Source organism: Methylobacterium sp. FW102-HT35C08, assembly GCF_058790235.1.
Map to the genome: position 1 here is coordinate 1,775,463 of NZ_JBYTCL010000002.1, position 26,883 is coordinate 1,802,345.

Genomic DNA, 26,883 nt, shown 5'->3' on the forward strand with positions numbered 1-26,883 from the left:
CTCAAGCCTGTCCACTCCCGGTCCAACGAAAGCCCGGTCTCCCCAGGAAACCGCCGGGCCACAGGGAGAAGCGTCATGGTGCGTACGTCGCGGACGGGCTCGTCGCTGCTGGGCCGCCGCCGGCTCCTGCGGGCGGGATCGGTCCTCCTGCTGGCCGGGCTGGCGCTGGCCACCCCCGCCCGGGCCGACGATGCCAAGGTCCGGATCAGCCGGCAGCCGGGTTTCGTCTACCTGCCGGCGGTGCTGGCCGAGCAGCACAAGCTGATCGAGAAGCAGGCCAAGGCCGCCGGCCTCGGGGACGTGACCGTGGAATGGGTCAACCTGACGAGCGGCGCGGCCGGCAACGACGCGCTCCTGTCGGGCAATATCGACATCGTCGACAGCGGCTCGACCAACATGCTGCTGCTCAACGACCGCACCAAGGGCGACGTGAAGGGCCTGTGCGGGGTCGGCTCGACGCCGATGCTGCTGCTCACCCGCAACCCGGATGTGAAGGAACTCAAGGACTTCTCGTCCAAGGACAAGATCGCCCTGCCCTCCGTGAAGGTCTCATCCCAGGCGGTGCTGCTCCAGATCGCCGCCAAGAAGGCGTTCGGGCCCGAGAACGCCACCAAGCTCGACCCGCTCACCGTCCAGCTCGGCCATCCCGACGCTGTGGCGGCCCTGGCGAGCCCGCACAACGAGGTCAACAGCCACTTCTCGCTGCCGCCGTTCCAGCAGCGCGAGCTGCAGGATCCGGCGATCCACAAGGTGCTGAACTCCTTCGAGCTCGTCGGCGAGCCGGTGAGCAACGCGATCTTCTACGCCCGTACGGCGTGGTTCAACCGCAATCCCAAGCTCGCCGCCGCCATCGTGGCCGCCATCGACGAGGCCAATGCTGAGATCGCCAAGGACCCGCTCAAGGCCGCCAAGGACTACGTGGCAGCCACCAACGAGAAGACGCCGCCCGAGACGCTGGTCGAGATCATGAAGGAGCCGGGGACGAACTTCTCCACCACGCCCTACGGGATCATGCTCCAGGCCCGGCACTTCTACGCCATGAAGACCATCAAGGCCGAGCCCAAGGACTGGAAGGATACGTTCTTCCCGATCGTCCACGGGCTCCCGGGCAAGTAGGGCGGCAGGCTCGGCCGGGCTGCCCGCCCCTCCCCGTCATCCCGGGGCCGCGCAGCGGAGCCCGGAATCCAGACCCGCCGAGGCGCCAAGTTCTGGCGCTCATGGCGGTTCTGGATTGCCCGCCTGCGGCGTGCCCCTCCGGGTCCGGGCTCGCCTGCGGCGCCCCGGAACGACGGTACGGAGGGCTGGAAGACGGCCGATCTTGTCCCGAGCCGGTCAGTGCGCCTCCACGGGCCCGGCGGCGCGCTCCGGCTTCTTGAGGATCGCCACCACGGCGAGACTCGCCACGAGGCTCACCCCCACCAGCCAGAACCCGTCCGCGTAGGCCATGACATAGGCCTCGCGGCGGACCTGGGCGGCGAGCTGGCCGAGCGCCACGCCCTTGGCGGCGAGCGGGTCGGCGATGCGGGCGTGCATCCCGGCCGCCAGCGCCGCGAGCCGGTCCTGGGTGCGGGTCGCGTTGACGGTGATCGCCTCGGCCAGCATCGAGAAGTGGAAGTGCTCGCGCCGGTCGATCATGGTCGACAGCATGGCGATGCCGATGGAGCCGCCGAGGTTGCGCATCATGTTCGACAGGGCGGAGGCGTCCGCGGTGTCGCGCGGGGCGAGGCCGACGGTGGAGAGCTGCGACAGCGGGATGGTGAAGAGCGGCTGGCCGATGGCCCGCATCAGCTGCGGCAGGATCAGCTGGTCGGCGCCGACATCGTGGGTCAGGCCGACGTTGATCCAGCAGCTCGCGATGAAGAACAGCGTGCCGGTGACCACCAGCACCCGGGCGTCGAAGGTCCGCATCAGCAGCGGCATCATCGGGAAGAGGACCAGCTGCGGCAGGCCCGACCACATCACCACGTAACCGATCTGCTGGGCGTTGTAGCCCTGGATCTGTGCGCAATAGACCGGGATGATGTAGATCGACCCGAACGAGACCGCGCCCAGCACGGTCATCAGCACGCAGGCGCCCCCGACCGAGCGGTTGGCCAGGACCCGCAGGTTGATGAACGGGCGCTCGGTCGTGAGCTCGCGGACGATGAAGCCGGTGATGCCGGCCGCCGCCAGCAGCGACATGTTCACGATGATCTGCGAGCCGAACCAGTCCTTGCGCTGGCCCTCCTCCAGCACGTAGGTCAGCGCCGGCAGGCCGGTCGCCATCAGGCCGATGCCGATCCAGTCGCCCTTGAGCAGCTCGCCCCAGCGCGCCGGCACGCTGTCGAAGGCGCCGAGCTGGATCGCCGCCGCCACGGGGCCGAAGATCAGGTTCAGGTAGAAGATGTAGTGCCACGACAGGTTGTCGGTGAGCCAGCCGCCGACCGTCGGGCCGATGGCCGGCGCGAAGGTCGCGGTCAGCCCGAACAGCGCGATGCCGATGGGCTGCTGCACCTTCGAGAGCCGGGTGCGCACGATGACGATGGCGGTGGGAATCAGCACGCCGCCGGTGAAGCCCTGGCCGGCCCGGAACAGGATCATCTGGCTCAGGGTCGTCGACAGCGCGCAGGCGAGCGAGAAGGCGGTGAACAGCATCGTGTTCACCGCGAGATAGCGGCGCAGGCCGATCACCGAGGACAGCCAGCCGGTGAGCGGGATCACGATGATTTCGGCCATCAGGTAGGCGGTGGAGATCCAGCTCCCCTCCTCGGTGGAGGCGCCGAGCGCCCCCTGGATGTCGTCGAGCGACGCGTTGGTGATCTGGATGTCGAGGATCGCCGTGAAGGCGCCGAGGATCGCGCCGAACACGGCGAGCCAGTCCCGGCCGCTCGCCTTCGCCTCGGGCACTGGTCTGGGCATGGCCACGGCCGGCACGGCGCTCATCGGGGCAGCGCCTCGCTGACGAGGGCCGCCGGGGCGGGCTTCGGCCGGTGCCGGGCCTGGTCGACCGGCTCCACCGGGTCGGCGGTGTGGACCGTGGCCTCCACTGACAGGCCCGGGCGCAGGCGCGCGACCAGCGGGTCTGCCGGGTCGAGGGCGACGCGCACGGGCACGCGCTGCACCACCTTGGTGAAGTTGCCGGTGGCGTTCTCGGGCGGCAGAAGGGCGAATTGCGAGCCGGTGCCCGGCGAGAAGCTCTCGATCCGGCCCGCGAACGCGTGGTCGCCGAACGCGTCCACCGTGAAGGTGACGCGCTCGCCCTCGACCATGTGCCCGGTCTGGGTCTCCTTGAAATTCGCCACGAGGTAGATGTCCCGGCCCATGGGCACGAGGGTCAGGAGACCCGTGCCGGGCGAGACCACCTGGCCGACCCGCAGCGCCCGGTCGCCGGCCACGCCGTCGATCGGCGCCACGATGGTGGTGTAGCTGAGGTCGAGCCTCACCCCCTCGACCTTGGCCTCGGCACCCTCCAGGCTCGCCCGGGTGCTGGCTTCGAGCGCCTTCAGGCTGTCGATCTGCTTCTGCGCGGCGTCCAGGGAGGCGGCGGCCTTGTCGCGGGCGGCGTGGCGTTGGCGCAGGTCGGCATCCGCCTGCTGCTGGCGCTGGACCGTGCCCGAGCCGGTCTGCAGCAGGTTCTGGTAGCGGGTGTATTCCTGCTGGGAGAAGGTCAGCGCGGCCTCGGCATTGGCGAGGTCGGCTCGCGACGAGGCGACCTGCGCTTGCTGCTGGACGATCGCCGCGGCGACGCCGAGCACCTGCGCCCGGTCCTTGTCGACCTCGGCCTCGGCCTGCTTGAGCTGGACCCGGTACGAGCGGTCGTCGAGTCGCGCGATCACGTCGCCGGCCTTCACCGGCTGGTTGTCGCCGACCATCACCTCGGCGACGATGCCGGCGATGCGCGGCGCCACCGTGACCTTGTCGGATTGCAGATAGGCGTCGTCGGTGGTCTCGAGGAAGCGCCCGATGGTCCACCAATGCCAGCCGTAGCTTCCGGCCCCGCCCAGCGCGAGGAGCCCGACCAACGGCAAAACGATCCGCGCCCGGCCGCGGCGCGGCTGCGCCGCGGGAGCCGCCGACGCGGCGGGGGCCGCGACGCCCCCCGCGACCGGGCCGGCGCTCTTGAAGCTGTCGCTGCGACGTGCGTCCATCGGGTCTGGTCACAATCAAAACGGTACGGTATCGTTTTAATAATGCGGGCGGCGACCGTGAGCAAGGAGGATTGTGGGTGACGGTGACGGACATCGAACCGCCGGAGGTGACGCCGCGGCGGGGCGGCCGGCCGACCCGCGCGGAGGCGGCCCGGCGTGAGGCGCATCTGATCGCCGTGGCGACCACCCTGTTCATGGAGCGCGGCTTCGACGCCACCTCCATCGACGCGGTGGCCGAGGCCGCCGGGATGAGCAAGCCGACGGTCTATGCCCGCTACCGCGACAAGCGGGCGCTGTTCGAGGCGGTCCTGCGCGAGCGGATCGCCGCGTGGCTGGCGCCACTGGCGGCGGCTGCCGAGGCGCAGGCCGCGCAGGCCGGGACCGACGATGTCGAGGCCGCCCTGCACGCGTTGAGCCGGACCCTGCTGGCCCACGGACAGTCGCCGGGCGCGGCGATGCTCAAGCGCAACCTCGTGGCCCAGGCGCTGCAATTCCCCGAACTGGCCCGCCTCGCCCACGAGGAGGGCTGGCTGCGCGGCGTACGCGCCGTGGCGCAATTGCTCGACGCCTTCGCCCGGCGCGGCCGGATCGCGGTGGCCGAGCCCGAGATCGCGGCCGACCTGTTCCTCAGCCTCGTCCTCGGCCGGTCGTCCCAGGCGACCCTCTACGGCATCGCCACCGACCCGGAGGCGCAGGAGCGGCGGCGGCAGGCGGCGGTGCGGCTGTTCCTCGACGGGGTGCGCCCGCGCTGAGAGGCGCCCGGCCCCCGCGCGGGCTGGGCGCGGCCCCAGCGGCGCCGGTGAATCGGCACGCCGGGCTCCGAACGGGCCCAACCCGCGATTGCGCCCCTCCCCGCTCGGGCCTATAGTGCGTCATCCCCATTCGACAGCGTGAGACGGGACTTCCGGATCGGTCATCCGGAGCCCGCGGCCCGATGCCCGGCCCCCGTCCCGCCAGGCCGGAGCACGAGAAGACATGTCCCAGGGTCCGCTGATGCCCAAGGCGACCGCCGTCTGGCTGGTCGAGAACACCTCGCTCGCCTTCGAGCAGATCGCCGATTTCTGCAAGCTGCACCCGCTGGAGGTGAAGGGCATCGCCGACGGCGAGGTCGCGGCCGGCATCAAGGGGCTCGACCCGGTCTCCACCGGCCAGCTCACCCGGGACGAGATCGAGAAGGCCCAGAAGGCGCCGCACTACAAGCTCAAGCCCGCCGTCTCGAAGGTGAAGCTGCCGGAGGTGAAGCGCACCACCAAGGGGCCGCGCTACACCCCGCTGTCGCGCCGTCAGGACCGGCCGAACGCCATCCTGTGGCTGCTCCGCAACCACCCGGAGTTGAAGGATTCGCAGATCATCCGGCTGGTCGGCACCACCAAGTCGACGATCCAGCAGATCCGCGAGCGCACCCACTGGAACTCGGGCTCGCTCCAGCCGATGGATCCGGTGACTCTCGGCCTGACCACCCAGATCAACCTCGACTTCGAGGTCCAGCGCGCGGCGGCCGACCGCCCGGCGGCGATCGCGGCCGAGTCCGGCGCCTCGCTGCTGCCGACCGAGGTCTCCACGGCCCGCGACGAGCCGGATCACGAGCACGAGGACGCCCATGGCGGCCGCGAGGAGCGGATCGACGCCGATTCGGTCTTCGCCAAGCTCAAGGGCCGGCATCAGGACGAGGACGACGAGGAGTAGGACCCGCCGACGCCCCCGGCCTTCGGCCGGGTGGCCCCCAGGACGGCCCATGCAGGATGCGGCCCCCGCTCCATCGGAGTCGGGGGCCGCTTCGCGTCCGGCCGGACCTGAGAGCGCCTGCCAGCGGGGCAGAAACGGGATCGACCTATTCCGGCAGCGGCTGGCCCCGTGTCTCCGGCATGAACCACGGCACGACCAGGCCGATCACGTAGACGCCGGACAGCGTCAGTGCCGCTGCGGCTACGCCTCCGAAGGCGGTCACAATCTGCCCGGCGATGATCGGGAAGATCCAGGCGATCAGCCGCGCGCCGTTGAACACGACGCTCGCCGCCGTCGCCCGGACCGCCGGGGTGAACAGCTCCGCGAGGTAGATCGCCATCCACGAGAAGGCGAAGCCCAGGGTGAAGAACCCGTTCAGGAAGGCGAGCCCCATGAACGGCATCAGCCCGCCGGTCCAGAGATAGCAGGCGAGCGATGTGGCGATGCAGCCGACATAGGTGACCAGCAGGAAGGCGCGGCGGCCGATGGCGTCGGCCACGAAGCCGGAGATCACGTAGGCCGAGATCGCCCCGATATTGTAGATGATGCCCATGCGCGGGCCCCAGAGATTGGCCGGCTCGCCCGCGGCCTTGGCGAGCCCCTCCGTGTAGGCCGGCAGCCAGGACGAGACCGCCCACCAGCCGACCGTCGTGGCGAAGGACAGCAGCGTGGCGAGCAGCACCCGCCGGCGGCTCTCGGGCTCGCGGAAGATCTCCGTGAGGGAGAACGGGCGCTGCGCGCTCCGCGGGGCGTGGGCCGCATCCTCCGTGGTGGCCGCCCAGCGCTGCGCCTTGAGCGCCTGCATCCACTGCTCGGATTCCTCGAGCGCCCGCCGCAGGTACAGGCAGACGAAGGCCGGGAGCGCCCCCAGCGCGAACATGATCCGCCAGGACTGGTCGCCCATCGGGTTGGTAGCGGCCAGCACCGCCCACACGATGGCGGCGAGCACCGCGCCGCCGCCGAAGCCCGATTGCAGGAAGCCGCAGCCCTTCGGCCGTGCCCGGTTCGGCCAGGTCTCGGCCACGAGGGCGATGCCGGTGGACCATTCCGAGCCGATGGCGAGCCCGGTGATGAAGCGCAGGAGCGCGAGCTGCGTGAAGCTCTCCGCGAAGGCGGTGAGCCCGGTGAAGATGGCGTAGCCCAGGATGGACACCATCATCATGCGCTTGCGGCCGATATAGTCGGCGGCGATCCCGCCCATCAGGCCGCCGATCCCCCAGCCGAGCAGCGTGATGCCGATGGCGAGCCCCACGTAGAAGGCCGGCGCCTGCGCCTGCTCGGGGGTCAGGATCGAGGCCAGCGCGGGGCGCAGGGCGTAGATCAGGGCCACGGCCTCGTAGCCGTCGAAGATCCAGCCGAGATAGCTGCCCCAGAGGATGCGCCAATGGCGCCGGGTGAGACCCGCGTGCCAGGGCGCGCTGGCGGTCTCGCGCAGCCGGACGTCACCCGCGACCATGGCTCGTTCCTTCCTCCCGGGGCGCCTCCCCGGCGCCCGCCCCGGCCTGGTATACAGGTCGGCCACGCCGTGTCGGCGCGGGTTCGGGCGATTCCGGGGTCACATTTCCGTCGCGCTGTCGCGCTCGACCGGGCTCAGCGCGCGGCGTCGAAGGCCGCCAGGAAGGCCGTGAGGTTCTCGGGAAGTGCCGCGCACAGGTAGCCGCCCTCTTGGACGAGGGCGGTGGGCAGCCCGGCCCGGGCGATCCGCTCCGCGGCCCCCGCGAAACCCGCCCGGGTTACCCGCAGGGCGCCGATCGGGTCGTCCTCCGAGGCGTCGAGGCCCAGGGCCACCACCAGCCCCCGCGGCTCCTGGGCGGCGACCGCCGCGAGGCCCGCCTCAACGGCCTCGAGCCAGGGACGGTCGCCCGATCCCGGCGGCAGCGGCAGGTTGCGGTTGAAGCCGGCACCGGCGTCGGCTCCGGTCTCGTCGGCGTAGCCGGCATAGAACGGGAAGTAGTCTGATGGATCCGCGTGCACCGAGACCGTGAGGACGTCGCGGCGCGCGTAGAAGATCCCCTGCGTGCCGTTGCCGTGGTGGACGTCGATGTCCAGGATCGCCACCGGGCCGCCGGTCGCGGCCAGCATCCGGGCGGCCGCGATCGCGCTGTTGTTGAGGAAGCAGAAGCCGCCCGCGGAATCCGCGTAGGCGTGGTGGCCCGGCGGGCGGCACAGGGCGTAGGCATGGCCCGTCTCCAGCGCCGCATCCGCGGCCGACACCGCGCATTGCGCCGAGCCGTACACCGCCGCCCATGTACCGGCCCGGATCGGCGTCGAGGTATCGGCCATGTAGAGGCCGACGCGCCCGAGCAGGCCCGCGGGCTTCCGGTGCATCTGCGGCCGGGCGAAGGCGCCGGTGAGGATCTCGTCGGCGAGTCCCGGGATCTCCGCCCGCCGGGTCCAGGCCTCGGCCAGGAACGTCACGTAATCGGCATCGTGGACAGCCCGGATCGGGTCGAGGCCGTGATCGCCGGGCGCCGCGAGGCCGTGCCCGGCCGCCTGCGCCGCCTCCTGCAGGATCGCGTAGCGGGAGGCCTGCTCGGGATGCGGGATCGGCGTGCCGCGCCGCCAGTAGCGCTCCGGGTCATGACGGGCGGAATCCGGCGTATGGAAGATGCGCATCTCGGGAGGTTAAGCCTCCCGGAGACGCGCGTCATCCGTCCGCGACGCAGTCAGATGAGGTAGACGGTGCCGTCGTTGCGGAAGACTTTCGGGCAGTCTGTCGCGTCCACCAGGCGTTGTGCGGCTTCCAGAGAGATGCGGCGCGCCTGCGCGATCTCCGGCAGCGTCATCCATCGTGCGTCCATGCCGGGGCTCCACGGGTGATTCCGGAGGCTCAGGAATCAACGACGGAACCGGGAGATGGTTCACCGGCCCGTTCTCCCGGCCGACGCGCGCGTGCGATTCGACGGGCCCGTGCCGTTCTTGGACGAGCCATTCCTGGACGCGCCATCCGCACGGGCTCGGTGGCTCGGCGGCGATCTCGCGGAGCAGGGTGGGGACCCTCGCCCAGGGCTCGGTGATCGCTCGGGCGCTCGGCCGGATCGCGGCCTGATCTTGTCCGCCGGTGATGCGGATATCCGGCCAGCGCGCGCAGAAGGCCTCGACACAGGCCGGGTCGAAGTGGCGGCCGCTCTCGGCGCGGATGCAGGCCATGGCCGCCTCAAAGGACATCGCCTCCTTGTAGGGCCGCGATGTGGTGAGCGCATCGAACACGTCCGCCACCGCGACGATCCGGGCGGCGAGCGGGATCGCGGTCCCGGCGAGCCCCTGCGGGTAGCCGCTGCCGTCCCATTTCTCGTGGTGCGATTCGGCGATCTCGGCGGCGAGGCGGATCAGCTCGGAGGCGCTGCCGCCCAGGATGCGCTTGCCGATGGCCGCATGCGTCTTGACCAGGGCGAATTCGTCCGGATCGAGCCGGCCGGGCTTCAGCAGGACGCCGTCCGGGATGCCCACCTTGCCGACATCGTGCAGCGGAGCCGCGAGATACAGGTTGCGGCAGAAATCCGGGGCGAGGCCGAGCCCCTCGGCGACGATCTGGCTGTAACGGGCCACCCGCCAGGTGTGGTCCCCGGTGTCGTTGTCGCGATACTCGACGGCCAGAGCCAGGCGGAAGATGATCTCTTCCTCGCGCTCGCGCATGTGGCGCAGGGCAGCCTCGACCTCGCCGTCGAGCCAGGCCGCCTGCTCGGCCAGCCGCCGCACCGCCTTGGCGAGCCGGATCATGTTGCGCAGCCGCACCGTCAGCTCGACGCCCTGCATAGACTTGTCGAGGAAGTCGGTCGCCCCCGCCTCCAGGGCGGCGAGCCGCACCGCGTCCGAGATGTCGTTGGTGACCATCACCACGGGCACCTGTGCGTAGTGCGGGATGGTCCGCATGCGCCGGATGAAGGTGATTCCGTCCATGGCGGGCATGTGGCAATCGACCAGCACGAGGTCGAAGGCCCGCATCTGCGCCTCGACCAGCGCGGCCTCCGGATCGGCATGGTCGGTCACGGTGACGCCGGGCTTGGTCTCCAGCAGCCGGCGCATCCGCAGGCGCATGGTCGCGCTGTCGTCGACGAGGAGCGCGTCTATCATGGGGTCTCGTGCCGTTTCTCCGGCGCGCCAGGCGCCGGCATGAGAGGGATTAGGGCGGAGGTCCGCGGTGAAATCCTGCCTGCGAGGCACCCGACGCGGCCGTACCGGCCGTCCGATGGACTGGCCAGGCGACCGGGTTCGACGCCGAGCCGCCGCGGATGTGCGTGATCTGGCGCGGTGACGCAGAGGATCGGCGGTTCCGTCATCGAATCGTAGGTTTCAGGGGCCGGACGTAAGTGTTGCAGGACTCCGTCTTAACACGTCGTAAAACTATAAATCGTGTGCGCTCGAATGGATTTTCAGATGTTCCGATATTAACCGTTTTAATAGCCGTCTTGAAATGAATATACGCAGACTTATTGTGACTTTAATATCGGATAGAAGATAAACATGTGCAGAAATAGTAGATGTTTGTCCGGACGGTATCAACAGGATCGATGCAGGCGCCTGACCCTGGCGTCGTGCTCCGGGATCCGCGATGGGTGAGCTTGCCTGCGCGGCCGTCCGGCGGCGCGGGGGCTGCGGGACGGGTCCGAAGGCCAGGAAGGTGCCACGGCGATGATGCGGTTCGATCTCACCGATCTCGGCCTGTTCCGGCACGTGGTCGAGGCCGGCTCCATCACCCACGGGGCGGCGCGGGCGAACCTCGCCCTGGCGGCGGCCTCGACGCGGATCCGGCTGATGGAGGAGTCACTCGGGGCCGCGCTCCTGACGCGCGGACGGCAGGGTGTCAGCCCGACCCCGGCCGGGCGCGCGCTCCTAGTCCATGCCCGGGACGTCATGGCCGGGGTGGAGCGCCTGCGCGAGGAGATGTCGGCCTTCTCGGGCGGTGCCTTCGGCCAGATCCGGGTCCTGGCCAACACCAATGCGCTCACCGAATTCCTCCCGGAGGCGCTCTCGGCCTTCCTGGCCACCCATCCCGGGATCGGCGTCGAGATCGACGAGCGCACCTCGGAGGAGATCGTCGGGCTGGTGGCCGAGGGGGCGGCCGATCTCGGCATCCTGTCCGGCACGGTCGATACCGGTTCGCTCCAGACCTTCCCGTTCCGGGAGGACCGGTTCGTGCTGGTGGCGGCCCGGGACCATCCCCTGACGGCCCGCGCGACGATTCCCTTCGCCGAGGTGCTCGACCACGATCTCGTCGGCCTCGACCGGCGCAGCGCCATCAGCCGGTTCCTCGTCGCTCAGGCGGTGCGGGCGGGACGGCCGATGCGCCTGCGGGTGCAGCTGCGCGACTTCGAGGCCGTGTGCCGGCTGGTCGAGGCCCGCGTCGGCCTGGCGATCCTGCCCGAGAGCGCGGCCGCCCGGGCCGCGCAGGGACTCGCCCTCGCGGTTGTGCCCCTCGCCGATCCCTGGGCGCGGCGCGACCTGACCCTGTGCCTGCGCGACTTCGACGGGCTGCCGGCGTTCATTCAGGCCTTCGTGGCGCAGCTCAGGAGCTGAGCAGGCTGCCGAAACGGGGTGGTTCCGGTATCGGGGCGAATTGCCTTCCCGGACGGGCAGGCCCAAACTCAGGGGGGCTCACGAGACGCGCGGCACCGGGGTGCCCCAAGGACGCGTTCCCCGATATCGGGCGTTGCGTGAGAGGCGCTTCCCGCGTGCCGGACAGCCGCCAGAACCAGCACCGCAGGAGGACAGGTGAGTTCCTTGCTCGCACGGGGTGGTATGGCCGTCTTTCTCGTCGCGGGACTCGCCGTCCCGGCGGCACAAGCGGGTGCCGCAGCCCCTGCCCTTCGCCGGGTCGCCTTCGCGTGCCCCAGCGGGCAGGTCCTTGTGGTCGCGTTCGACACCGTCGATCCGAGCGCGCCGGCCGTCGTCGAACCGCCCGGCGGGCCGGCGCTGACCTTGCCCGTGCTGCCGCACGCGGATGGGATCCGGTACGGGGATGCCGACCACGAATTGCGCGGCCGGGGACGCGCGGTGACCTGGACGGAGGCGGGCAAGCTCCCTATCGCCTGCACGGAAGCCCAGCCCGGCCGGTGAGCCGGATCGCTCGACCCGATGGCCTCGGGGCCGAACCCGGCGGGGGTGCCGGCATTGCCCTGGTCTGCCCATGGTTTAGCCTCCCCGGCTGATTCCGCCGGAGGGACCTGGGACGATGCCGATCGAGACCGTGGAGAATGCCGGCCGCCGCCGGGGCGCCGACCTCCTGGTAGAGGTGCTGCGCTCGGAAGGGGTCCGCTACATCTTCGGCAATCCCGGCACCACCGAATTGCCGCTCATCGACGCGCTCACCGAGGCGCCCGACATCGCCTACATCCTCGCCCTGCAGGAGGCGACCGCGGTCGCCATGGCGGATGGCTACGCGCAGGGCGCGCGGCGCCCCGCCTTCCTCAACCTGCACACGGCGGGCGGCCTCGGCCACGCCATGGGCGGGCTGGTGAATTCCCAGGTCTCCGGCACGCCGCTGGTGGTCACGGCCGGGCAGCAGGATCTCCGCCACGCGCTGACCGACCCGCTGCTGATGGGCGATCTCGTCGCCATCGCCGACCCAGTGATGAAGTGGGCCCGGGAGGTGACCAGCCCGGACCAGATCCCGATCCTGCTGCGCCGCGCCTTCCACGATGCGGGGGCCGCCCCCTCCGGCCCGGTCTTCCTGTCCCTGCCCATGGACGTGATGGAGGCGATGAGCGCGGTCCCGGCCGGCGAGACCTCGACTATCGACCAGCGGGCGGTGGCGGGCTCCCTCGACCGGCTGGCCGAGAAGCTCGCCGCGATCGCGCCGGGGCGCCTCGCCCTGATCGCCGGCGACGAGATCGACGCTTCGGACGCGTCCGCGCAGATGGTGGCGCTGGCCGACCTGCTGGCGGCGCCGGTCTACGGCTCGTCCTGGCCGGCCCACATCCCCTTCCCCACCGCGCATCCCCTCTGGGCCGGCAACCTGCCGACCCGGGCCGACGCCATCGCCGACATCCTCGGGCGCTACGACGCGGTGTTCGCGCTAGGCGGCAAGTCGCTGATCACCGTGCTCTACTCGGAAGTCTCGGCGGTGCCGCCGGGGGTGCAGGTCTTTCAACTCTCGGCCGACGTGCGCGATCTCGGGCGCACCTACGCCACTTCCCTGTCGACGGTGGGCGATATCCGCGCCTCGCTGGACGCCCTGCTGCCGCTGCTCGGTCCCCGCCTCGCCGACCGGGCCGAGGATTTCGCGGACCTGCGCGCCAGAGCCGTGACCGCCCGGGTTGAGCGGCGGGCGACGCTCGCGGCCGCCGCGGATGCGGCCTTCGAGGATCCGGTGATCGCCCCGCTGGTCGCCGCCCGGGAGGTGGCCCGCGCGGTCGGGGCCGAGACCACCATCGTGGACGAGGCACCCGCGACGCTCACCCACCTGCGCACCTTCCTCGACAGCCCCTCGGCGCACCAGTACGCGGCGATGCGCGGCGGCGTGCTGGGCTGGGGCATGCCCGCCGCGGTGGGGTTTTCGCTGGGCCTCGACCGCGCGCCCGTGGTCTGCGTCGTGGGCGACGGCGCCGCGATGTACTCGCCGCAGGCCCTCTGGACGGCCGCGCACGAGAAGCTGCCGGTCACCTTCGTGGTGATCAACAACGCCGAGTACAACATCCTCAAGACCTTCATGAAGGGCCAGGCGCACTACGCCTCGGTGCGCGCCAACCGCTTCATCGCCATGGACCTCACCGATCCGCGGATCGATTTCCCGGCGCTCGCCGCCTCGATGGGCGTACCGGCCCGCCGGGTGACCCGGGCCGCCGACATCGCCCCGGCGATCGAGGCCGGGATCCGGTCGGGCGGCGCCAACCTCGTGGAGGTGGTGGTGCGGGCGACGTGAGGGGAGCGGTCACTCCAGCCCCGGCACCGGCACCCCGAAGGCCGCCGCCAGCAGCACCATGTTGAGGCCGAGCACCACCGCCGCCCCGGCCAGGGCGGCCGCCTGGGTGAGCGGTCCGTTGGCGAAGGGACCCATCACGCTCCGGCGGCGGGTGAACACCACCAGGGCCACCATCGGCACCGGCAGGGCCAGCGACAGCACCACCTGCGACAGGACCAGGGCCTGCGTCGGGTTGACCCCGATCGCCACCACCACGAAGGCCGGCAGCATGGTCACGAGCCGGCGGACGAGGAGCGGGATCCGCCAGCCGGTGAAGCCCTGCATCACCAACTGCCCGGCCAGCGTGCCGACCACCGAGGAGGAGATGCCGGACGCGAGCAGCGACACCAGGAAGGCCGCACCCGCGGCGGGCCCGAGCAGCGGCGTCAGGGTGCGGTAGGCCTCGCCGATCTCGGCGACCTCGCTGTGGCCGACATGGAAGGCCGCCGCCGCCATGATCACCATCGCCATGTTGACGAGGCCCGCGAGCAGCAGAGCCACCACGACCTCGCGGTTCGAGTAGCGCACCAGCAGGCGCCGGTCGGCCTCGGTGCGGGGGTTGCCCCGGCCCTGGGTCAGGCCCGAATGCAGGAACAGCGCGTGCGGCATCACGGTGGCGCCGATGATCCCGACCGCGATGGTCAGCGCCTGCGCGTCGGGAATCCTCGGTGTGACGAGCCCTTTGGCGGCCGCGCCCCAGGCCACCGGCGCGACCAGGAGCTCGACCGCGTAGCAGAGGCCGATCGTGCCGACCATCGCGCCGATGGCGATCTCCAGCGGCCTGAAACCCTCGTGCTCCAGGAGCAGGATCGCGTAGGTGACCACCGCGGTGATCGCCATGCCGGCCATCAGCGGCATGCCGGTGAGCAGCGACAGGCCGATGGCGCCGCCCAAGAACTCCGCGAGGTCGGTGGCCATGGCGGCGACCTCGCTGATGCCCCAGAGCGCGAGGCGCACCGGGCGCGTCGTCGCGTCCCGGCAATGCTCGGCGAGATTCTTGCCCGTCACGATGCCGAGCTTGGCCGAGAGCGCCTGGAACAGCATCGCCGTCAGATTGGCGAGCAGAACCACCCAGAGCAGGCCGTAGCCGTAGCGGGCCCCGGCCTGGATGTTGGTGGCGAAGTTGCCAGGGTCCATGTAGGCGATCGACGCCGTCACGGCGGGGCCGGCGAACAGCAGGAACCGGGCCCGGCCGCCGGGGCGGCCGTCGAGGACGTCCCGGATGGCGCCCTCGGTGCGCCGGCTCATCGCCCCGCGGGCGGCTCCTTCGGGCGCCGGACCACCGGAGGCCGTCGCGGCGTTCGGCGCCACCATGCTCACCCTCTCCTCAAAAATATAGCGTGAGCTATACTCGGGGCTGTCGCCGCCGGATGCAAGAGGTCTCCGTGCGGGTCTGTGCGAGTCTGACGGGACTCCCCTGCCGGTACCGGTGTTTGCTAGACAGGGCCGGGGCGGCGCATGCGAGCCGAGAGGGGGAAGCCGATGCAGGAACCGTCCGACCCGGGCTCGCCCGAGACCGTGCTGGTCGATCCGGAGCGGCACGTGGAGAGTTTCCGCCAGGCCCGCGAGGCACGGCGCTCGGAACTCGTGGAGGATTACGTCGAGCTGATCGACGACCTGATCGGCGACGGCGGCGAGGCGCGCCAGGTGGACATCGCCGCCCGTCTCGGCGTGGCCCAGCCGACCGTCGCCAAGATGCTGAAGCGCCTGTGCGAGGAGGGGTTCGTCCAGCAGCGGCCCTATCGCGGCGTGTTCCTGACCGAGGCCGGCCGCCGGCTGGCCGCCCAGGCCCGGGAGCGCCACCGCATCGTCGAGCGCTTCCTGCGCGCGCTGGGGGTGAGCCCCGAGACGGCCCGCCGGGACGCCGAAGGGATCGAGCACCACGTCAGCGCCGAGACGCTCGAGGCGTTCCGCGCCTTCGCGGAGCGGCGCGGGGGGACGTGAGGCGCCGCTCCGACCGCCGACCGGATTACCTCGCTGCGCGTGCAAGGACGGCGTGCCGTCCTACCCTCACACCGTCGGCGCCGCCACCTTCTGGCGCAGGCCCATGATCACCGCCCGGAGCATCTCGGCCCCGGCCTCGCCGGCATCCGGCAGGGTGCCGGTGCGCGAGGCGTAGATCCGCTCGTGGACGAAGGCGAGTTTGGCGATCACCGTGGGCGTCAGCTTGAACGGGTAGAGCGCCGGCTGGCCCATGCTGTGGGACAGCGAGTTGATCGCGTAGGTCAGCGGCAGCCACGCGGCGATCAGCCGGTCGAGATCCAGCGTGTTGTAGGGATCGAAGTCGATCACCGTCGGCGCCGCCTGCCCATGGCGCAGGCGCGGACGGACGTGCAGCTCGAAGGTCGAGGCGGTCTCCACCGTATCGACGATGTGCAGGTAATGCGCGAAGGTCTCGGCGAAGTCCTCCCAGGGATGGGCGGTGGCGTAGGCCGAGACGTAGGATTCGTCCCAATCGGCCGGCGCGCCCTTCGCGTAATGGTCCTGCAGGGCCTGGACGTAGTTGAGGCGCTCGTCGCCGAACAGTGCCCGGAAGGGCTCCCAAGAGGGGCTGTTCAGCACCAGCAGGTACCAGAAGTAATGCCCGATCTCGTGCCGGAAATGGCCGAGCAGGGTGCGGTAATGCTCGCCGAACAGGATCCGGCGGCGCTCCCGCTCGACGTCGTCGGCCTCCGCGATGTTCATGGTGATCAGGCCGTTGATATGGCCCGTCAGAACCGGCGTCCCGCCGGAGAAGCTCTCGGAGGGGTCGACCAGGAAGTCGAAGGCCAGCCCGTCCGTGTACCGGGCGCGGGTGGCGAGCGGCAGCTCCAGGCGCAGCAGCGAGTAGAACAGCCGGTGCTTGGCCGCCTCGATCTGGCGCCAGCGGGTGAGGTTCCAGCTCTGCGACAGGTCCGGCACCACGCGGTTGTGGCGGCAGGCGGTGCAGTGGATGTCGGGGCTGTCCTCCGGAACCAGCCAGTTGCAGGCCGCCGAGACCGCGTTGTTGCACAGGCGGTAGCGCCGGCCGGGATCCGCGTAGGCGTGGAAGACCTGGGCGCCGCCCATCAGCGGATGGGCCGAGAGCCCCTGCGGTTCCAGGGCCGAGACCTCGTGGACCGTGCAGACGTAGCCCAGCGGCCGCGCGCAGCTCTCGCAGCCGGTCGCCTCGAAGGTGACCGGCTGGTCGCAGGCCTGGCACTGGAAGATCTTCATCGTGCGGTCCCGGGCCGGCCTCCGGCCCATCTGCCGGTCAAGCAGGGCCGGGCGGCAAAGTTCCTGCCAGCGGCCCGGACCGCCGGGCTCGCGTTCCGGATCCACGATGTCGCCGGGCCCGGCGATGGCCTGGAACAGCGCCGCCGTCATCCCGGGCCCTGCCGCGCAGTCCCGGGATGACGGCGTGTCAGGGCGTGCCGCCGCCCGCACGCATCCGTACCCGCGCCGCCCGCCGCACGGAAATTGCTTGTGACGCCGTCTGTATCGCATAACCGCGCGGTGGGGTCCGGCGCCCGGGACCGGCATCGAGAACCGCGTTCGATCCTTTCGACGGAGCCATCGTGTCGATCAAAGCCGCCCTGCACCACGTCACGCATTACCGCTACGACCGGCCGATCAGCCTCGGCCCTCAGGTGATCCGCCTGCGCCCGGCCCCGCACGCGCGCACCAAGGTCCCGGCCTACGCGCTGAAGGTGACGCCCGCCAACCACTTCCTGAACTGGCAGCAGGATCCGAGCGGCAACTGGCTCGCCCGCATCGTCTTCCCGGAGAAGACCGACGAGTTGAAGATCGAGGTCGACCTCACCGCCGACATGGCGGTGATCAACCCGTTCGACTTCTTCGTGGAGGATTACGCGCAGGTCCGGCCCTTCGCGTACGATCCCGCCCTCGCCGAGGAGCTGGCCCCGTATCTCGCGCCCGTCGACGCGGATTGTCCCGAGATGGAGGCGCTGCTGGCCCAGCTCCCTGAGGAGCCCAGCACCGTCCAGTTCCTCGTGGCGCTCAACGGCCAGATCGCCCGCGAGACGGCCTACGGCGTCCGCATGGAGCCGGGCGTCCAGACGCCCGCCGAGACCCTGAGGCTCAAGAGCGGCTCCTGCCGGGATTCCGCGTGGCTGCTCGTGCAGGTGCTGCGCCGGATCGGGCTCGCCGCCCGATTCGTGTCCGGCTACCTGATCCAGCTCGTGCCCGACACGACCGCGGTCGACGGGCCGACCGGCGCCGCGGCGGACTTCACCGACCTGCACGCCTGGGCCGAGGTCTACCTGCCGGGCGCCGGCTGGGTCGGCATGGACGCGACCTCGGGCCTGCTCACCGGCGAAGGCCACATCCCGCTGGCCGCGACGCCGCACTACCATTCGGCCGCGCCGATCTCGGGGGCGATGGAGCCCGCCGAGACGACCTTCGAGTTCGGAATGAGCATCACCCGCGTCGCCGAGACGCCGCGGATCACCAAACCGTTCTCGGAGGAAGTCTGGGCGTCGATGGACGCGCTGGGCGAGCGGGTCGATGCCGATCTGGCCACGCAGGATGTCCGCCTGACCATGGGCGGCGAGCCGACCTTCGTGTCGGTGGACGATTTCGAATCGCCCGAATGGAACATCGCCGCGGTCGGCCCGACCAAGCGCGGCCGCGCCGACCAGCTGATCCGGCGCCTGCGCGACCGGTTCGGGCCCGGCGGCCTGCTCCATTACGGCCAGGGCAAGTGGTACCCCGGCGAGAGCCTGCCCCGTTGGGCCTTCGCGCTCTACTGGCGCAAGGACGGCCAGCCGATCTGGCGGAACCCGGATCTGATCGCCCCGGAAGCCGCCCCCGGGGAGGCGGGCACGGCCACCATCGCGCAGGCCAAGGCGTTCGCCGACGCGCTGGCCCGCCGCCTCGGCCTCGCCGACTACGTCTTCCCGGCCTTCGAGGACGGCGAGCTCTGGGAGAAGAAGACCGCGGCGCTGCCGGTCAACGTCACGCCGGCCGACGCCAAGTCGGGCTCGGTGGAGTTCGATGCCCGGATCAAGCGGGTCTACGCGCGGGGCCTCGGAGAGGCGGCCGGCTACGTCCTGCCGCTCGCGAGCCTACCCACCGGCAAGGACGGCGAGGCCGAAAGGGTCTGGATCTCGGAAAAGTGGGATTTCCGGCGCGGCGCCGCCTTCCTGGTGCCGGGCGATTCGCCCGTGGGCTTCCGCCTGCCCCTGTCGTCGCTGCCCTACGTGCCGCCGGAGCACTATCCCTACTACCAGCCGCAGGACCCTCTGGAGCCGCGCCCGCCCCTCCCCGACGGCCATCCCGGCGCGTCTGTGGTCAACGGTTCCGGCATCACCGGCGTCGCAGTGCGCACGGCCCTGTCGATCGAGCCCCGTGACGGGGTGGTGCGGGTGTTCATGCCGCCGGTGCAGCGCGCCGACGAGTATCTCGAACTCGCCGGCCACCTCGAGGCGGCCGCCGCCGCGCTGAACCTGCCGATCCACCTCGAGGGCTACGAGCCGCCCTATGACCCGCGGATCGGCGTGATCAAGGTCACCCCCGATCCGGGCGTGATCGAGGTGAACGTCCACCCGGCCGCCTCCTGGCGGGAGGCGGTCGCCATCACCACCGACCTCTACGCCGAGGCCCGCCAGACCCGGCTCGGCGCGGAGAAGTTCATGGTCGACGGGCGCCATACTGGCACCGGCGGCGGCAACCACGTGGTCATGGGCGGTGTGACGCCGGACGATTCCCCGTTCCTGCGCCGGCCCGACCTGCTGAAGAGCCTCGTTCTGTACTGGCAGCGCCACCCGGCGCTCTCGTACCTGTTCTCGGGCCTCTATATCGGGCCCACGAGCCAGGCGCCGCGCATGGACGAGGCCCGCCACGACGGGCTCTACGAGCTGGAGATCGCGCTCGCCCAGGTGCCGGCCCCGGACGCGCCCAACATCCCGCGCTGGCTCGTCGACCGGATCTTCCGCAACATCCTGGTCGACGTCACCGGCAACACCCACCGGTCCGAGATCTGCATCGACAAGCTGTACTCGCCGGACGGGCCGACCGGGCGCCTCGGCCTCCTGGAATTCCGCGCCTTCGAGATGCCGCCGGACGCGCGGATGAGCCTCGCCCAGCAATTGCTGCTCCGCGCCCTCGTGGCCTGGCTGTGGCGCGAGCCGCAGACCGGAAGTTGTGTCCGCTGGGGCACGAACCTCCACGATCGGTTCATGCTGCCGCATTTCCTCTGGTCCGACTTCCTCTCGGTGCTGGAGGATCTGCGGGCGGCGGGGTACGCTTTCGATCCGGTCGCCTTCGAGGCGCAGGCGCTGTTCCGCTTCCCCGTCTTCGGCACGGTCGAGCAGGGCGGGGTCCGGATGGAGCTGCGCCAGGCGCTGGAGCCCTGGCACGTGATGGGCGAGGAAGGGACCAGCGGGGGCACCGTGCGCTTCGTCGACAGCTCGGTCGAGCGGCTGCAGGTCAAGGTCGAGGGCTTCGTGCCCGAGCGGCATGTCATCGCCTGCAACGGCCGACGCCTGCCCATGACCTCCACCGGCCGCGGCGGCGAGGCCGTGGCGGGGCTGCGCTTCAAGGCGTGGCAGCCGGCCTCCTCGCTGCACCCGACCATTCCGGCCCACTCGCCGCTGACCTTCGACATCCTCGATGCCTGGAGCGGGCGCTCCCTCGGCGGCTGCCGCTATCACGTCGCCCATCCGGGCGGCCGCAACTACGAGACCCATCCGGTCAATGCCTACGAGGCGGAGGGGCGCCGGCTCGCCCGGTTCCAGCCGCACGGCCACACGCCGGGCCGGCTCGAGATGCCCCGTCCGGAATCGAGCGCGGAGTTCCCGCTGACCCTCGACCTGCGGACGCCGGCCCCGCAATGACCGGGGTGCCATGATGCAGGCGGCGCTCGCGGACAGCACTGCCCGGGCCGAGCCGGTCGAGACCCAGCGGGCGCGCGTCGCCCGCTGGGTCGCGGGCTATCGCCCCGCCTCCGGTCGGCCAGACGAGTTCCTGGGTCCCGACGGCCAGCCCCGCGGGGCGTGGCCGCGCCTGCTCGACCATCTCGGCGGCCTCACCGAGCCGGAGATCATGGCCCGCTTCGTCGCGGCGGAGCGGCATATCCGGGACGCGGGCATCTCGTTCCGCATCGCCGGCGACCAGCGCGAGCATCCCTGGCCGCTCGGCTGCCTGCCCCTGGTGATCGAGGGGGCGGAGTGGGCGGCGCTCAGCGCCGGGATCGTCCAGCGCGCGGAGCTGATGGAGGCGATCCTCGCCGACACCTACGGCGAGGGCCGGCTGGTCCAGGAGGGTCTGCTGCCCGCCGCGATCGTGGCCGGCACGCCCGAGTTCCTGCACCCGCTCCAGGGCGTCACGCCCCCCGGCGGCCATTACCTGAAGCTCTACGCCGCCGATCTCGGCCGGGGTCCGGACGGGCGCTGGCAGGTGCTGGCCGACCGGACGCAGGCGCCCTCGGGCCTCGGCTGGGCGCTGGAGAACCGCATGGTCCTGGCCCGGACCTTCCCGGATTTCTTCCAAGACCTCCATGTCGAGCGCCTGCCGGCCTTCTTCCAGGCGTTCCGCGACGGGCTGGCGCTGGGCGCCGAGCGGTCCGACCCGCGGATCTGCCTGCTGACCTCCGGCCCCTACAGCAGCACCTATGTCGAGCAGGCGGCGCTCGCCCGCTATCTCGGCCTGATGCTGGTGGAGGGCGACGACCTCGTCATGCAGGACGGGCGCCTGCACGTGCGCACCGTCTCCGGCCTGAAGCGCGCCGACGCCCTGTGGCGGCGGATCGACGCCGACTTCCTCGACCCGCTGGAGCTGAACCCGGCCTCGCGGCTCGGCGTGCCCGGCATCCTCGACGCCCTGCGCAACGGCTCCCTGGTGATGGCCAACATGCCGGGCTCGGGGCTCGTCGAGTCGGCCGCGCTCGCGCCCTATCTCGACGGCATCGCCCGCCGGGTGCTGGGCGAGCCCCTGCGGCTCGGCCATCCGCGCACGTGGTGGTGCGGCGATCTCGAGGGCCTGGCACACGCACGGGCCAACCTCGACAGCCTGACCCTGCGCCCGGCCGCCACGCCCCAGCGCGGGGCGGGGCGCGACGCGATCCTGGCGGGCCCGGTCCTGGCGGCCGAGCGGGAGCGGGTCGTGGCGGCCCTGCGCGACCGGCCCTTCGACTACGTCGCCCAGGAGGCGGCGCCGCTCTCGACCATGCCGGGCTGGGAGCGCGGCCCGGACGGCCTCGCCCTGGTGCCCCGCCCGTTCGTGGTCCGGGTCTTCGCCACCCGGACGCCGCTCGGCTGGCAGGTCATGCCGGGCGGCTTCTGCCGGGTCTCGGAACGCGAGGACGTCGATCCGATCGAGCTGCGGCTCGGTATCCGCTCGGCCGATGTCTGGATCCTGTCGGAGAAGCCCGTCGCCGCGCCCCTGATCGGCGCGCAGGCGGCCCCGCGGGTGCGGCGGGTCGGCGGCCACCTGCCGTCCCGGGCGGCGGACGGCCTGTTCTGGTTCGGCCGCTATCTCGAACGCGCCGAGGCGGTGATTCGGCTCGTCCTCGCCCATCTGCGCAGCGTCGGCGACGCGGTCGGGGCCGACATCTCGGGCGCCCTCGACACCCCGGCGGCCCTGGCGCTCCGCGCCCTGCTGCACGAGTGGGGCAGCATCGGCGCGGCCGGCCTGCCCACCGCCCGCCTCGCCCAGGAGGCGCTGGCCGGGCACGACCGGCCGGGCTCGGCCCGCGCCCATATCGTCTCGGCCCGCCGCAACGCCGCAGCCCTGCGCGCGCGCCTGTCCGGCGAGGCTTGGCGGGTGCTCGCAGACCTGAACGAGTTCCTGTCCCTCAACACCGAGCGCACCTTCACCGAGTCGCAGCTCGCGGGTCGCGCCGAGCGGGCGTTGAGCCACCTCGCGGCTTTGTCCGGCCTGACCCACGAGAACATGAGCCGGGCGGAGGGCTGGCACTTCGTCGAGCTCGGCCGGCGGATCGAGCGGGCGATCAACACCTGCACCTTCGCGCTGGCCTTCGCCAACGACGAGGCGACCCCGGGCTGCCTCGGGGTGATGCTGTCGCTCTGCGATTCGCAGATCAGCTACGGACGCCGCTATCTGCAGGGCGCGGCTCTCGACCCGGTCCGCGACATGGTGCTGCTCGACCCCTACAATCCGCGCTCGATCGCCTTCCAGGCGGAGGCGATCACCCGCCACCTCGCCGACCTGCCGGCGCTGGCCGCCGATGGCCTCCCCGAGCCGCATTGCCGCCTCGCCGCCCGGATCCTGTCGGATCTGCGCAGCGGCGAGGCCGCCGATTTCGACGCCGTGCGCCTCACCGCGCTGGCGACCGACCTGGAGCGGCTCGCGGACGGGATCGCGGCCCGCTATTTCCCCACCGGGCCGAACGCGCTGCGCCCCGAGAAGCTGACGGGGCTGGCGTGATCTACACACTGCGCCACCGCACCACCTACCGCTACGGCAAGCCGGTGCACTTCGCCCGCTGCACCCTGCGGCTCAAGCCGCAGGATTGCGAGGGCCAGAGCGTGCTGGCGAGCGCCGTCACGATCGACCCGAGCCCCGCCCGCGCGGTGATGCGGCGCGACTATTTCGGCATCGACGCGGTGGCGGTCACGCTGGAGACGCCCCACACCACCTTCAGCGTCGAGGCGCTCTCCACCGTGCGGGTCGAGCGCCCCGCCCCGCCGCCGCCGGAGGCCGGGATGCCCTGGGAGCGGGTTCGCGACGCCGTGGTGGCCGGGCGGGACCTCGGCGGCCGCGCGCCGGTGCACTTCCTGTTCCCGAGCGGCCGGGTCCCGCTGCTCTCCGAAGTCACCGACTACGCGCGGCCGAGCTTCTCGCCCGGCCGCAGCGCCTACGGGGCGGCGCACGACCTGATGCTGCGCATCGGCCGGGATTTCCGCTTCGATGCCAAGGCCACCCATGTCTACACGCCGCTCGCCGAGTCCTTCGCGCTGCGGGCGGGGGTCTGCCAGGACTTCGCCCATGTGATGATCGCGGCCTTACGCGGCATGGGCCTGCCGGCGGCCTATGTCAGCGGCTATCTGCGGACCGTGCCGCCGCCGGGCCGCCCGCGCCTGCGCGGGGCGGATGCGAGCCACGCCTGGGTCGCGGTCTGGTGCGGCGACGGCTGGCTCGGCCTCGATCCCACCAACGCCGTGGCGGTGCGGGACGACCACATCGTGGTGGCCCGCGGCCGGGACTACGGCGACGTGGCGCCGATCGACGGCATCGTCAGCGGTTCGGGCAAGCAGCGCCTCAAGGTCGAGGTCGACGTAATCCCCGATACCGAGCTGCAGGATCTGGCGCTGGTGGGCTGAGGTCCGTCGGCCGCCGCGTCGTTGCGAGCGGAGCGAAGCAACCCAGCGCCACGTCCGCCGATGTCGCGCTGCCCTGGACTGTTTCGCTCCGCTCGCAAGGACGGTGGTGTCCGCGTCCCGCACCGGCCCGGCTTCGCGGAGTCGCACCGGCAACGATCGCGGCGCGGCGCGGACGCCGCCCGCCCTCACCACATCGTCTTGGCCGCCCGCTCCGGCCATTCCGCGTCGTAACGCTGGCCGCCGACTTCGCCCGCGGTCAGGGCTGCCAGGATCGCGCCGGGGGTCGGCAGGCTCGCCGCGTCGACGCGGGCTTCCGGATCCCACAGCCTGGCCCGGATAATCGCCCGCGCGCACTGGAAGTAGATCTCCGCGACGGTGATCACGATCGCGGTGCGCGGCGCGTGACCCTCGACCTGGAACGTCGCGAGCAGGTCCGGATCCGCCGAGATCACCGCCCGCCCGTTCACCCGCAGCGTCGTGCCCGAGCCGGGGATCAGGAACAGCAGCGCGACGCGGGGATCGCGCACGATGTTGCGCAGCGAGTCGATCCGGTTGTTGCCGCGCCGGTCCGGCAGGATCAGCGTGCGCGGATCGGCGACCCGCACGAAGCCCGGCTGGTCTCCGCGGGGGCTGCAATCGAGGCCCTCCGGGCCGGCGGTCGCCAGCACCGCGAAGGGCGAGGCCGCAATCAGCGCCGCGTAGTCCGGCGTGATCGCGCCCGCCACCTTCACCGTGGAGGCGGGCGCCAGGGGCGCGTGGTAGATCGCCTCCAGCGCGGCGAGGCTGTCGACGATCATCGCGCGCTCACGCGACCGGAGCCTTGCCGGCCGCGAAGGCTTCGTGCTCCGCCACCAACGCCCCCGACAGGGAAGCGGCGATCAGGCCCCGGGTCTCGTCGACCCCGTAGAGAGCCACGAAGGAGCCGAACCGGGGTCCGCGCGCCTCGCCGAACAGCACGTTGTAGAGGCTCGTGAACCACGCCTGCGACACGCCGGGCCGCCCGTCCGGGCTCTTGGCCTTGCCGGACATGTCGGGGAAGTGGCGCCGGCCGACCTCGTAGACTGCGGCCTGCAGGGCCTCCGGATCGGTGGAGCCGGTGTGCTCCTTGAGGGTCTCCGAGAGATCCTCCAGGGCGGCCCGCTCCTCGGGCGTGGGCGCCCGGTAGGTCTTGGCCGGCCGCACGAAATCCGAAAAGTACTTCAGCGCGTGCCTGACCAGCCGGTCGAGGCCCGGATGGGTCTCCGGCCCGGTCTGCGGCGCGTAGCGGCGGATGAAGCCCCACAACACCGCCGGATCCTCGGTGTTCGCGACCGCCGCGAGGTTGAGCAGCATCGCGAAGGTCAGGCTGGCGCCCTCGACCCGCTCGGGCTCCGGCGGGTTGCCGGCGTGGAGGTGCCAGACCGGGTTGCCCAGCCGCAGCTTCGCGTCCTGGCCGGCATAGCGGTCGAGGAAGCCGATATACTCGTCGACGTGCCGGGGAATCACGTCGAAGAACAGGCGCTTGGCCTCGCGCGGCTTGTTGTACATGAACAGGGCGAGCGATTCCGGCGTGCCGTACGTGAGCCACGCGTCGATGGTCAGGCCGTTGCCCTTCGACTTCGAGATCTTCTGGCCCTTCTCGTCGAGGAACAGCTCGTAGTTGAAGCCCTCCGGCGGCTCGCCGCCGAGCGCCCGGGCGATCTTGGCCGAGAGCTTGACCGAGTCGATCAGGTCCTTGCCGGCCATCTCGTAATCGACGCCGAGCGCCACCCAGCGCATCGCCCAGTCGGGCTTCCACTGCAGCTTGGCGTGGCCGCCGGTCACCGGGGTCTCGTAGCGCTCGCCCGTGGCGGGATCGCGCCACACGATCGTGCCGCTCTCCGCCCTCACCTCATCGATCGGCACCTGCATCACGTGGCCGGTGACCGGGTGGAGCGGCAGGAAAGGCGAGTAGCTCGCCGAGCGCTCCGCGCGCAGCGACGGCAGCATGATCTCCATCACGGAATCGTAGCGCTCCAGCACGCGCAGCAGCGTCGCGTCGAACACGCCCGCGCGGTAGCACTCGGTCGCCGAGCGGAACTCGTAAGCGAACCCGAAGGCGTCGAGGAAGCGGCGCAGCTCGGCGTTGTTGTGCGCCCCGAAGCTGTCATGGGTGCCGAACGGGTCCGGCACGCGGGTGAGCGGCTGGTTGAGATGGTCGGCCAGCATCTCCCGGTTCGGCACGTTGTCCGGGACCTTCCGCAGCCCGTCCATGTCGTCCGAGAAGGCGATCAGCCGGGTCGGCACCGCGTCGCGGGTGAGCACCCGGAAGGCGTGCCGCACCATGGAGGTGCGGGCGACCTCGCCGAACGTGCCGATATGCGGCAGGCCCGAGGGGCCGTAGCCGGTCTCGAACAGCACCTCTTTCTTGCCGGATTTCTCCAGCCGCGCCACGAGCTTGCGCGCCTCCTCGAAGGGCCAGGCGGCGGCGTTGGCGGCGGCCTCGATGATATCGGGATCGAGGATCAGGGCTGGCGGAGCGGCTGGCATGTCGTCGGGGATGATCTTCAGGGCTGAAAGCGAATGGGGAGCGCGCACCCTAGAGCGGTTCGCATCGGAGCGGAACGCCCGACGGTGCATTGTGGGGTTCCATCGCGGGCCCGCGCGTGAGGCCTATGACAGCGCATCTCGGTTTCGGCTTGGCAGACGCACGCCTGATCCGCTCGGCTTCCTGAGCGTGCCAAGCCGAGTCGCGAATTCCGGATCTCCGAAATCTCGCCCTCATCCTGAGGTGCCGCAGCGCAGCGGAGGCCTCGACGGAACCCTCCGGAGACCGCCGCGCTGGCTGGAGCTCTCCTTCGAGGCCGCTGCGCGGCACCTCAGGATGAGGGCGAGGAGGGGAAATCCCGGG

At 71.4% G+C, this 26,883-nt stretch carries 19 protein-coding genes; 10 read left to right on the forward strand and 9 right to left on the reverse strand.

Annotation, left to right across the window (positions count from 1 at the left end; genetic code table 11):
* The first annotated feature begins 75 nt into the window (after positions 1-75).
* Positions 76-1,116 (forward strand): ABC transporter substrate-binding protein, encoded by a 1,041-nt coding sequence (locus AC3WSN_RS08480; protein WP_192709168.1) that lies wholly within the window; start codon positions 76-78, stop codon positions 1,114-1,116.
* Between the two features lie 216 nt (positions 1,117-1,332).
* Here the strand turns inward: AC3WSN_RS08480 and AC3WSN_RS08485 are convergent, their stop codons facing one another.
* Both AC3WSN_RS08485 and AC3WSN_RS08490 read right to left on the reverse strand, forming a co-directional pair.
* Complete coding sequence (locus AC3WSN_RS08485) at positions 1,333-2,922, reverse strand: DHA2 family efflux MFS transporter permease subunit (protein WP_492537276.1); 1,590 nt, start codon at positions 2,920-2,922, stop codon at positions 1,333-1,335.
* Complete coding sequence (locus tag AC3WSN_RS08490) at positions 2,919-4,127, reverse strand: HlyD family secretion protein (protein ID WP_492537278.1); 1,209 nt, start codon at positions 4,125-4,127, stop codon at positions 2,919-2,921. The genes AC3WSN_RS08485 and AC3WSN_RS08490 overlap by 4 nt, the downstream gene beginning before the upstream one ends.
* Positions 4,128-4,204: 77 nt before the next feature.
* Between AC3WSN_RS08490 and AC3WSN_RS08495 the strand changes: the two genes are divergently transcribed.
* Together AC3WSN_RS08495 and AC3WSN_RS08500 are read left to right on the forward strand one after the other, a co-directional pair.
* A complete protein-coding gene (locus AC3WSN_RS08495) occupies positions 4,205-4,879 on the forward strand; it encodes a TetR/AcrR family transcriptional regulator (protein WP_192709165.1) in 675 nt (224 codons plus the stop codon).
* A 223-nt stretch (positions 4,880-5,102) separates the two neighbouring features.
* Positions 5,103-5,813 (forward strand): DUF1013 domain-containing protein, encoded by a 711-nt coding sequence (locus tag AC3WSN_RS08500; RefSeq protein ID WP_192709164.1) that lies wholly within the window; start codon positions 5,103-5,105, stop codon positions 5,811-5,813.
* A gap of 145 nt (positions 5,814-5,958) precedes the next feature.
* Here the strand turns inward: AC3WSN_RS08500 and AC3WSN_RS08505 are convergent, their stop codons facing one another.
* From AC3WSN_RS08505 to AC3WSN_RS08515, 3 genes are all read right to left on the reverse strand, one after another.
* The gene (locus AC3WSN_RS08505) at positions 5,959-7,308 is read right to left on the reverse strand and encodes an MFS transporter (protein ID WP_192709163.1); all 1,350 of its coding nucleotides are present in this window, start codon (positions 7,306-7,308) and stop codon (positions 5,959-5,961) included.
* A 134-nt stretch (positions 7,309-7,442) separates the two neighbouring features.
* Positions 7,443-8,468 (reverse strand): histone deacetylase family protein, encoded by a 1,026-nt coding sequence (locus AC3WSN_RS08510; RefSeq protein WP_192709162.1) that lies wholly within the window; start codon positions 8,466-8,468, stop codon positions 7,443-7,445.
* 9 nt (positions 8,469-8,477) lie between these two features.
* Positions 8,478-9,926 (reverse strand): HD domain-containing phosphohydrolase, encoded by a 1,449-nt coding sequence (locus AC3WSN_RS08515; RefSeq protein ID WP_210331843.1) that lies wholly within the window; start codon positions 9,924-9,926, stop codon positions 8,478-8,480.
* Positions 9,927-10,484: 558 nt separating this feature from the next.
* Between AC3WSN_RS08515 and AC3WSN_RS08520 the strand changes: the two genes are divergently transcribed.
* The 3 genes from AC3WSN_RS08520 (at position 10,485) to AC3WSN_RS08530 (ending at position 13,713) form a co-directional block, all read left to right on the forward strand.
* The gene (locus tag AC3WSN_RS08520; protein ID WP_192709161.1) at positions 10,485-11,369 is read left to right on the forward strand and encodes a LysR family transcriptional regulator; all 885 of its coding nucleotides are present in this window, start codon (positions 10,485-10,487) and stop codon (positions 11,367-11,369) included.
* Between the two features lie 195 nt (positions 11,370-11,564).
* Complete coding sequence (locus AC3WSN_RS08525) at positions 11,565-11,909, forward strand: MliC family protein (protein ID WP_492537282.1); 345 nt, start codon at positions 11,565-11,567, stop codon at positions 11,907-11,909.
* Positions 11,910-12,024: 115 nt separating this feature from the next.
* A complete protein-coding gene (locus AC3WSN_RS08530) occupies positions 12,025-13,713 on the forward strand; it encodes a thiamine pyrophosphate-binding protein (protein WP_492537284.1) in 1,689 nt (562 codons plus the stop codon).
* 9 nt (positions 13,714-13,722) lie between these two features.
* On the opposite strand, the gene AC3WSN_RS08535 is transcribed toward AC3WSN_RS08530, so the two are convergent.
* The gene (locus AC3WSN_RS08535) at positions 13,723-15,066 is read right to left on the reverse strand and encodes an Nramp family divalent metal transporter (protein ID WP_192709158.1); all 1,344 of its coding nucleotides are present in this window, start codon (positions 15,064-15,066) and stop codon (positions 13,723-13,725) included.
* A 168-nt stretch (positions 15,067-15,234) separates the two neighbouring features.
* Here AC3WSN_RS08535 and mntR point away from each other — a divergent pair, with 168 nt between their 5' ends.
* Complete coding sequence (mntR, locus tag AC3WSN_RS08540; RefSeq protein WP_192709157.1) at positions 15,235-15,696, forward strand: manganese-binding transcriptional regulator MntR; 462 nt, start codon at positions 15,235-15,237, stop codon at positions 15,694-15,696.
* Positions 15,697-15,762: 66 nt separating this feature from the next.
* On the opposite strand, the gene AC3WSN_RS08545 is transcribed toward mntR, so the two are convergent.
* Entirely contained in the window at positions 15,763-16,947 is a 1,185-nt protein-coding gene (locus AC3WSN_RS08545) for a zinc-binding metallopeptidase family protein (RefSeq protein ID WP_492543047.1), read from the reverse strand.
* 341 nt (positions 16,948-17,288) lie between these two features.
* Between AC3WSN_RS08545 and AC3WSN_RS08550 the strand changes: the two genes are divergently transcribed.
* From AC3WSN_RS08550 to AC3WSN_RS08560, 3 genes are read left to right on the forward strand one after another with little or no spacing between them, the layout of a single operon-like run.
* Positions 17,289-20,567, forward strand: coding sequence for a transglutaminase family protein (locus AC3WSN_RS08550; protein ID WP_492537286.1), 3,279 nt, complete (start codon positions 17,289-17,291; stop codon positions 20,565-20,567).
* A gap of 13 nt (positions 20,568-20,580) precedes the next feature.
* Positions 20,581-23,118: a circularly permuted type 2 ATP-grasp protein gene (locus AC3WSN_RS08555; RefSeq protein ID WP_492543049.1), complete on the forward strand. Its 2,538-nt coding sequence runs from the start codon at positions 20,581-20,583 to the stop codon at positions 23,116-23,118.
* Positions 23,115-24,014, forward strand: coding sequence for a transglutaminase family protein (locus AC3WSN_RS08560; RefSeq protein WP_492537288.1), 900 nt, complete (start codon positions 23,115-23,117; stop codon positions 24,012-24,014). Before AC3WSN_RS08555 ends, AC3WSN_RS08560 begins: the two co-directional genes overlap by 4 nt.
* Before the next feature lie 185 nt (positions 24,015-24,199).
* On the opposite strand, the gene AC3WSN_RS08565 is transcribed toward AC3WSN_RS08560, so the two are convergent.
* Both AC3WSN_RS08565 and AC3WSN_RS08570 read right to left on the reverse strand, forming a co-directional pair.
* Complete coding sequence (locus tag AC3WSN_RS08565) at positions 24,200-24,811, reverse strand: pyridoxamine 5'-phosphate oxidase family protein (RefSeq protein ID WP_192709151.1); 612 nt, start codon at positions 24,809-24,811, stop codon at positions 24,200-24,202.
* Between the two features lie 7 nt (positions 24,812-24,818).
* Entirely contained in the window at positions 24,819-26,522 is a 1,704-nt protein-coding gene (locus AC3WSN_RS08570) for a lysine--tRNA ligase (protein WP_492537290.1), read from the reverse strand.
* Positions 26,523-26,883 lie beyond the last annotated feature (361 nt).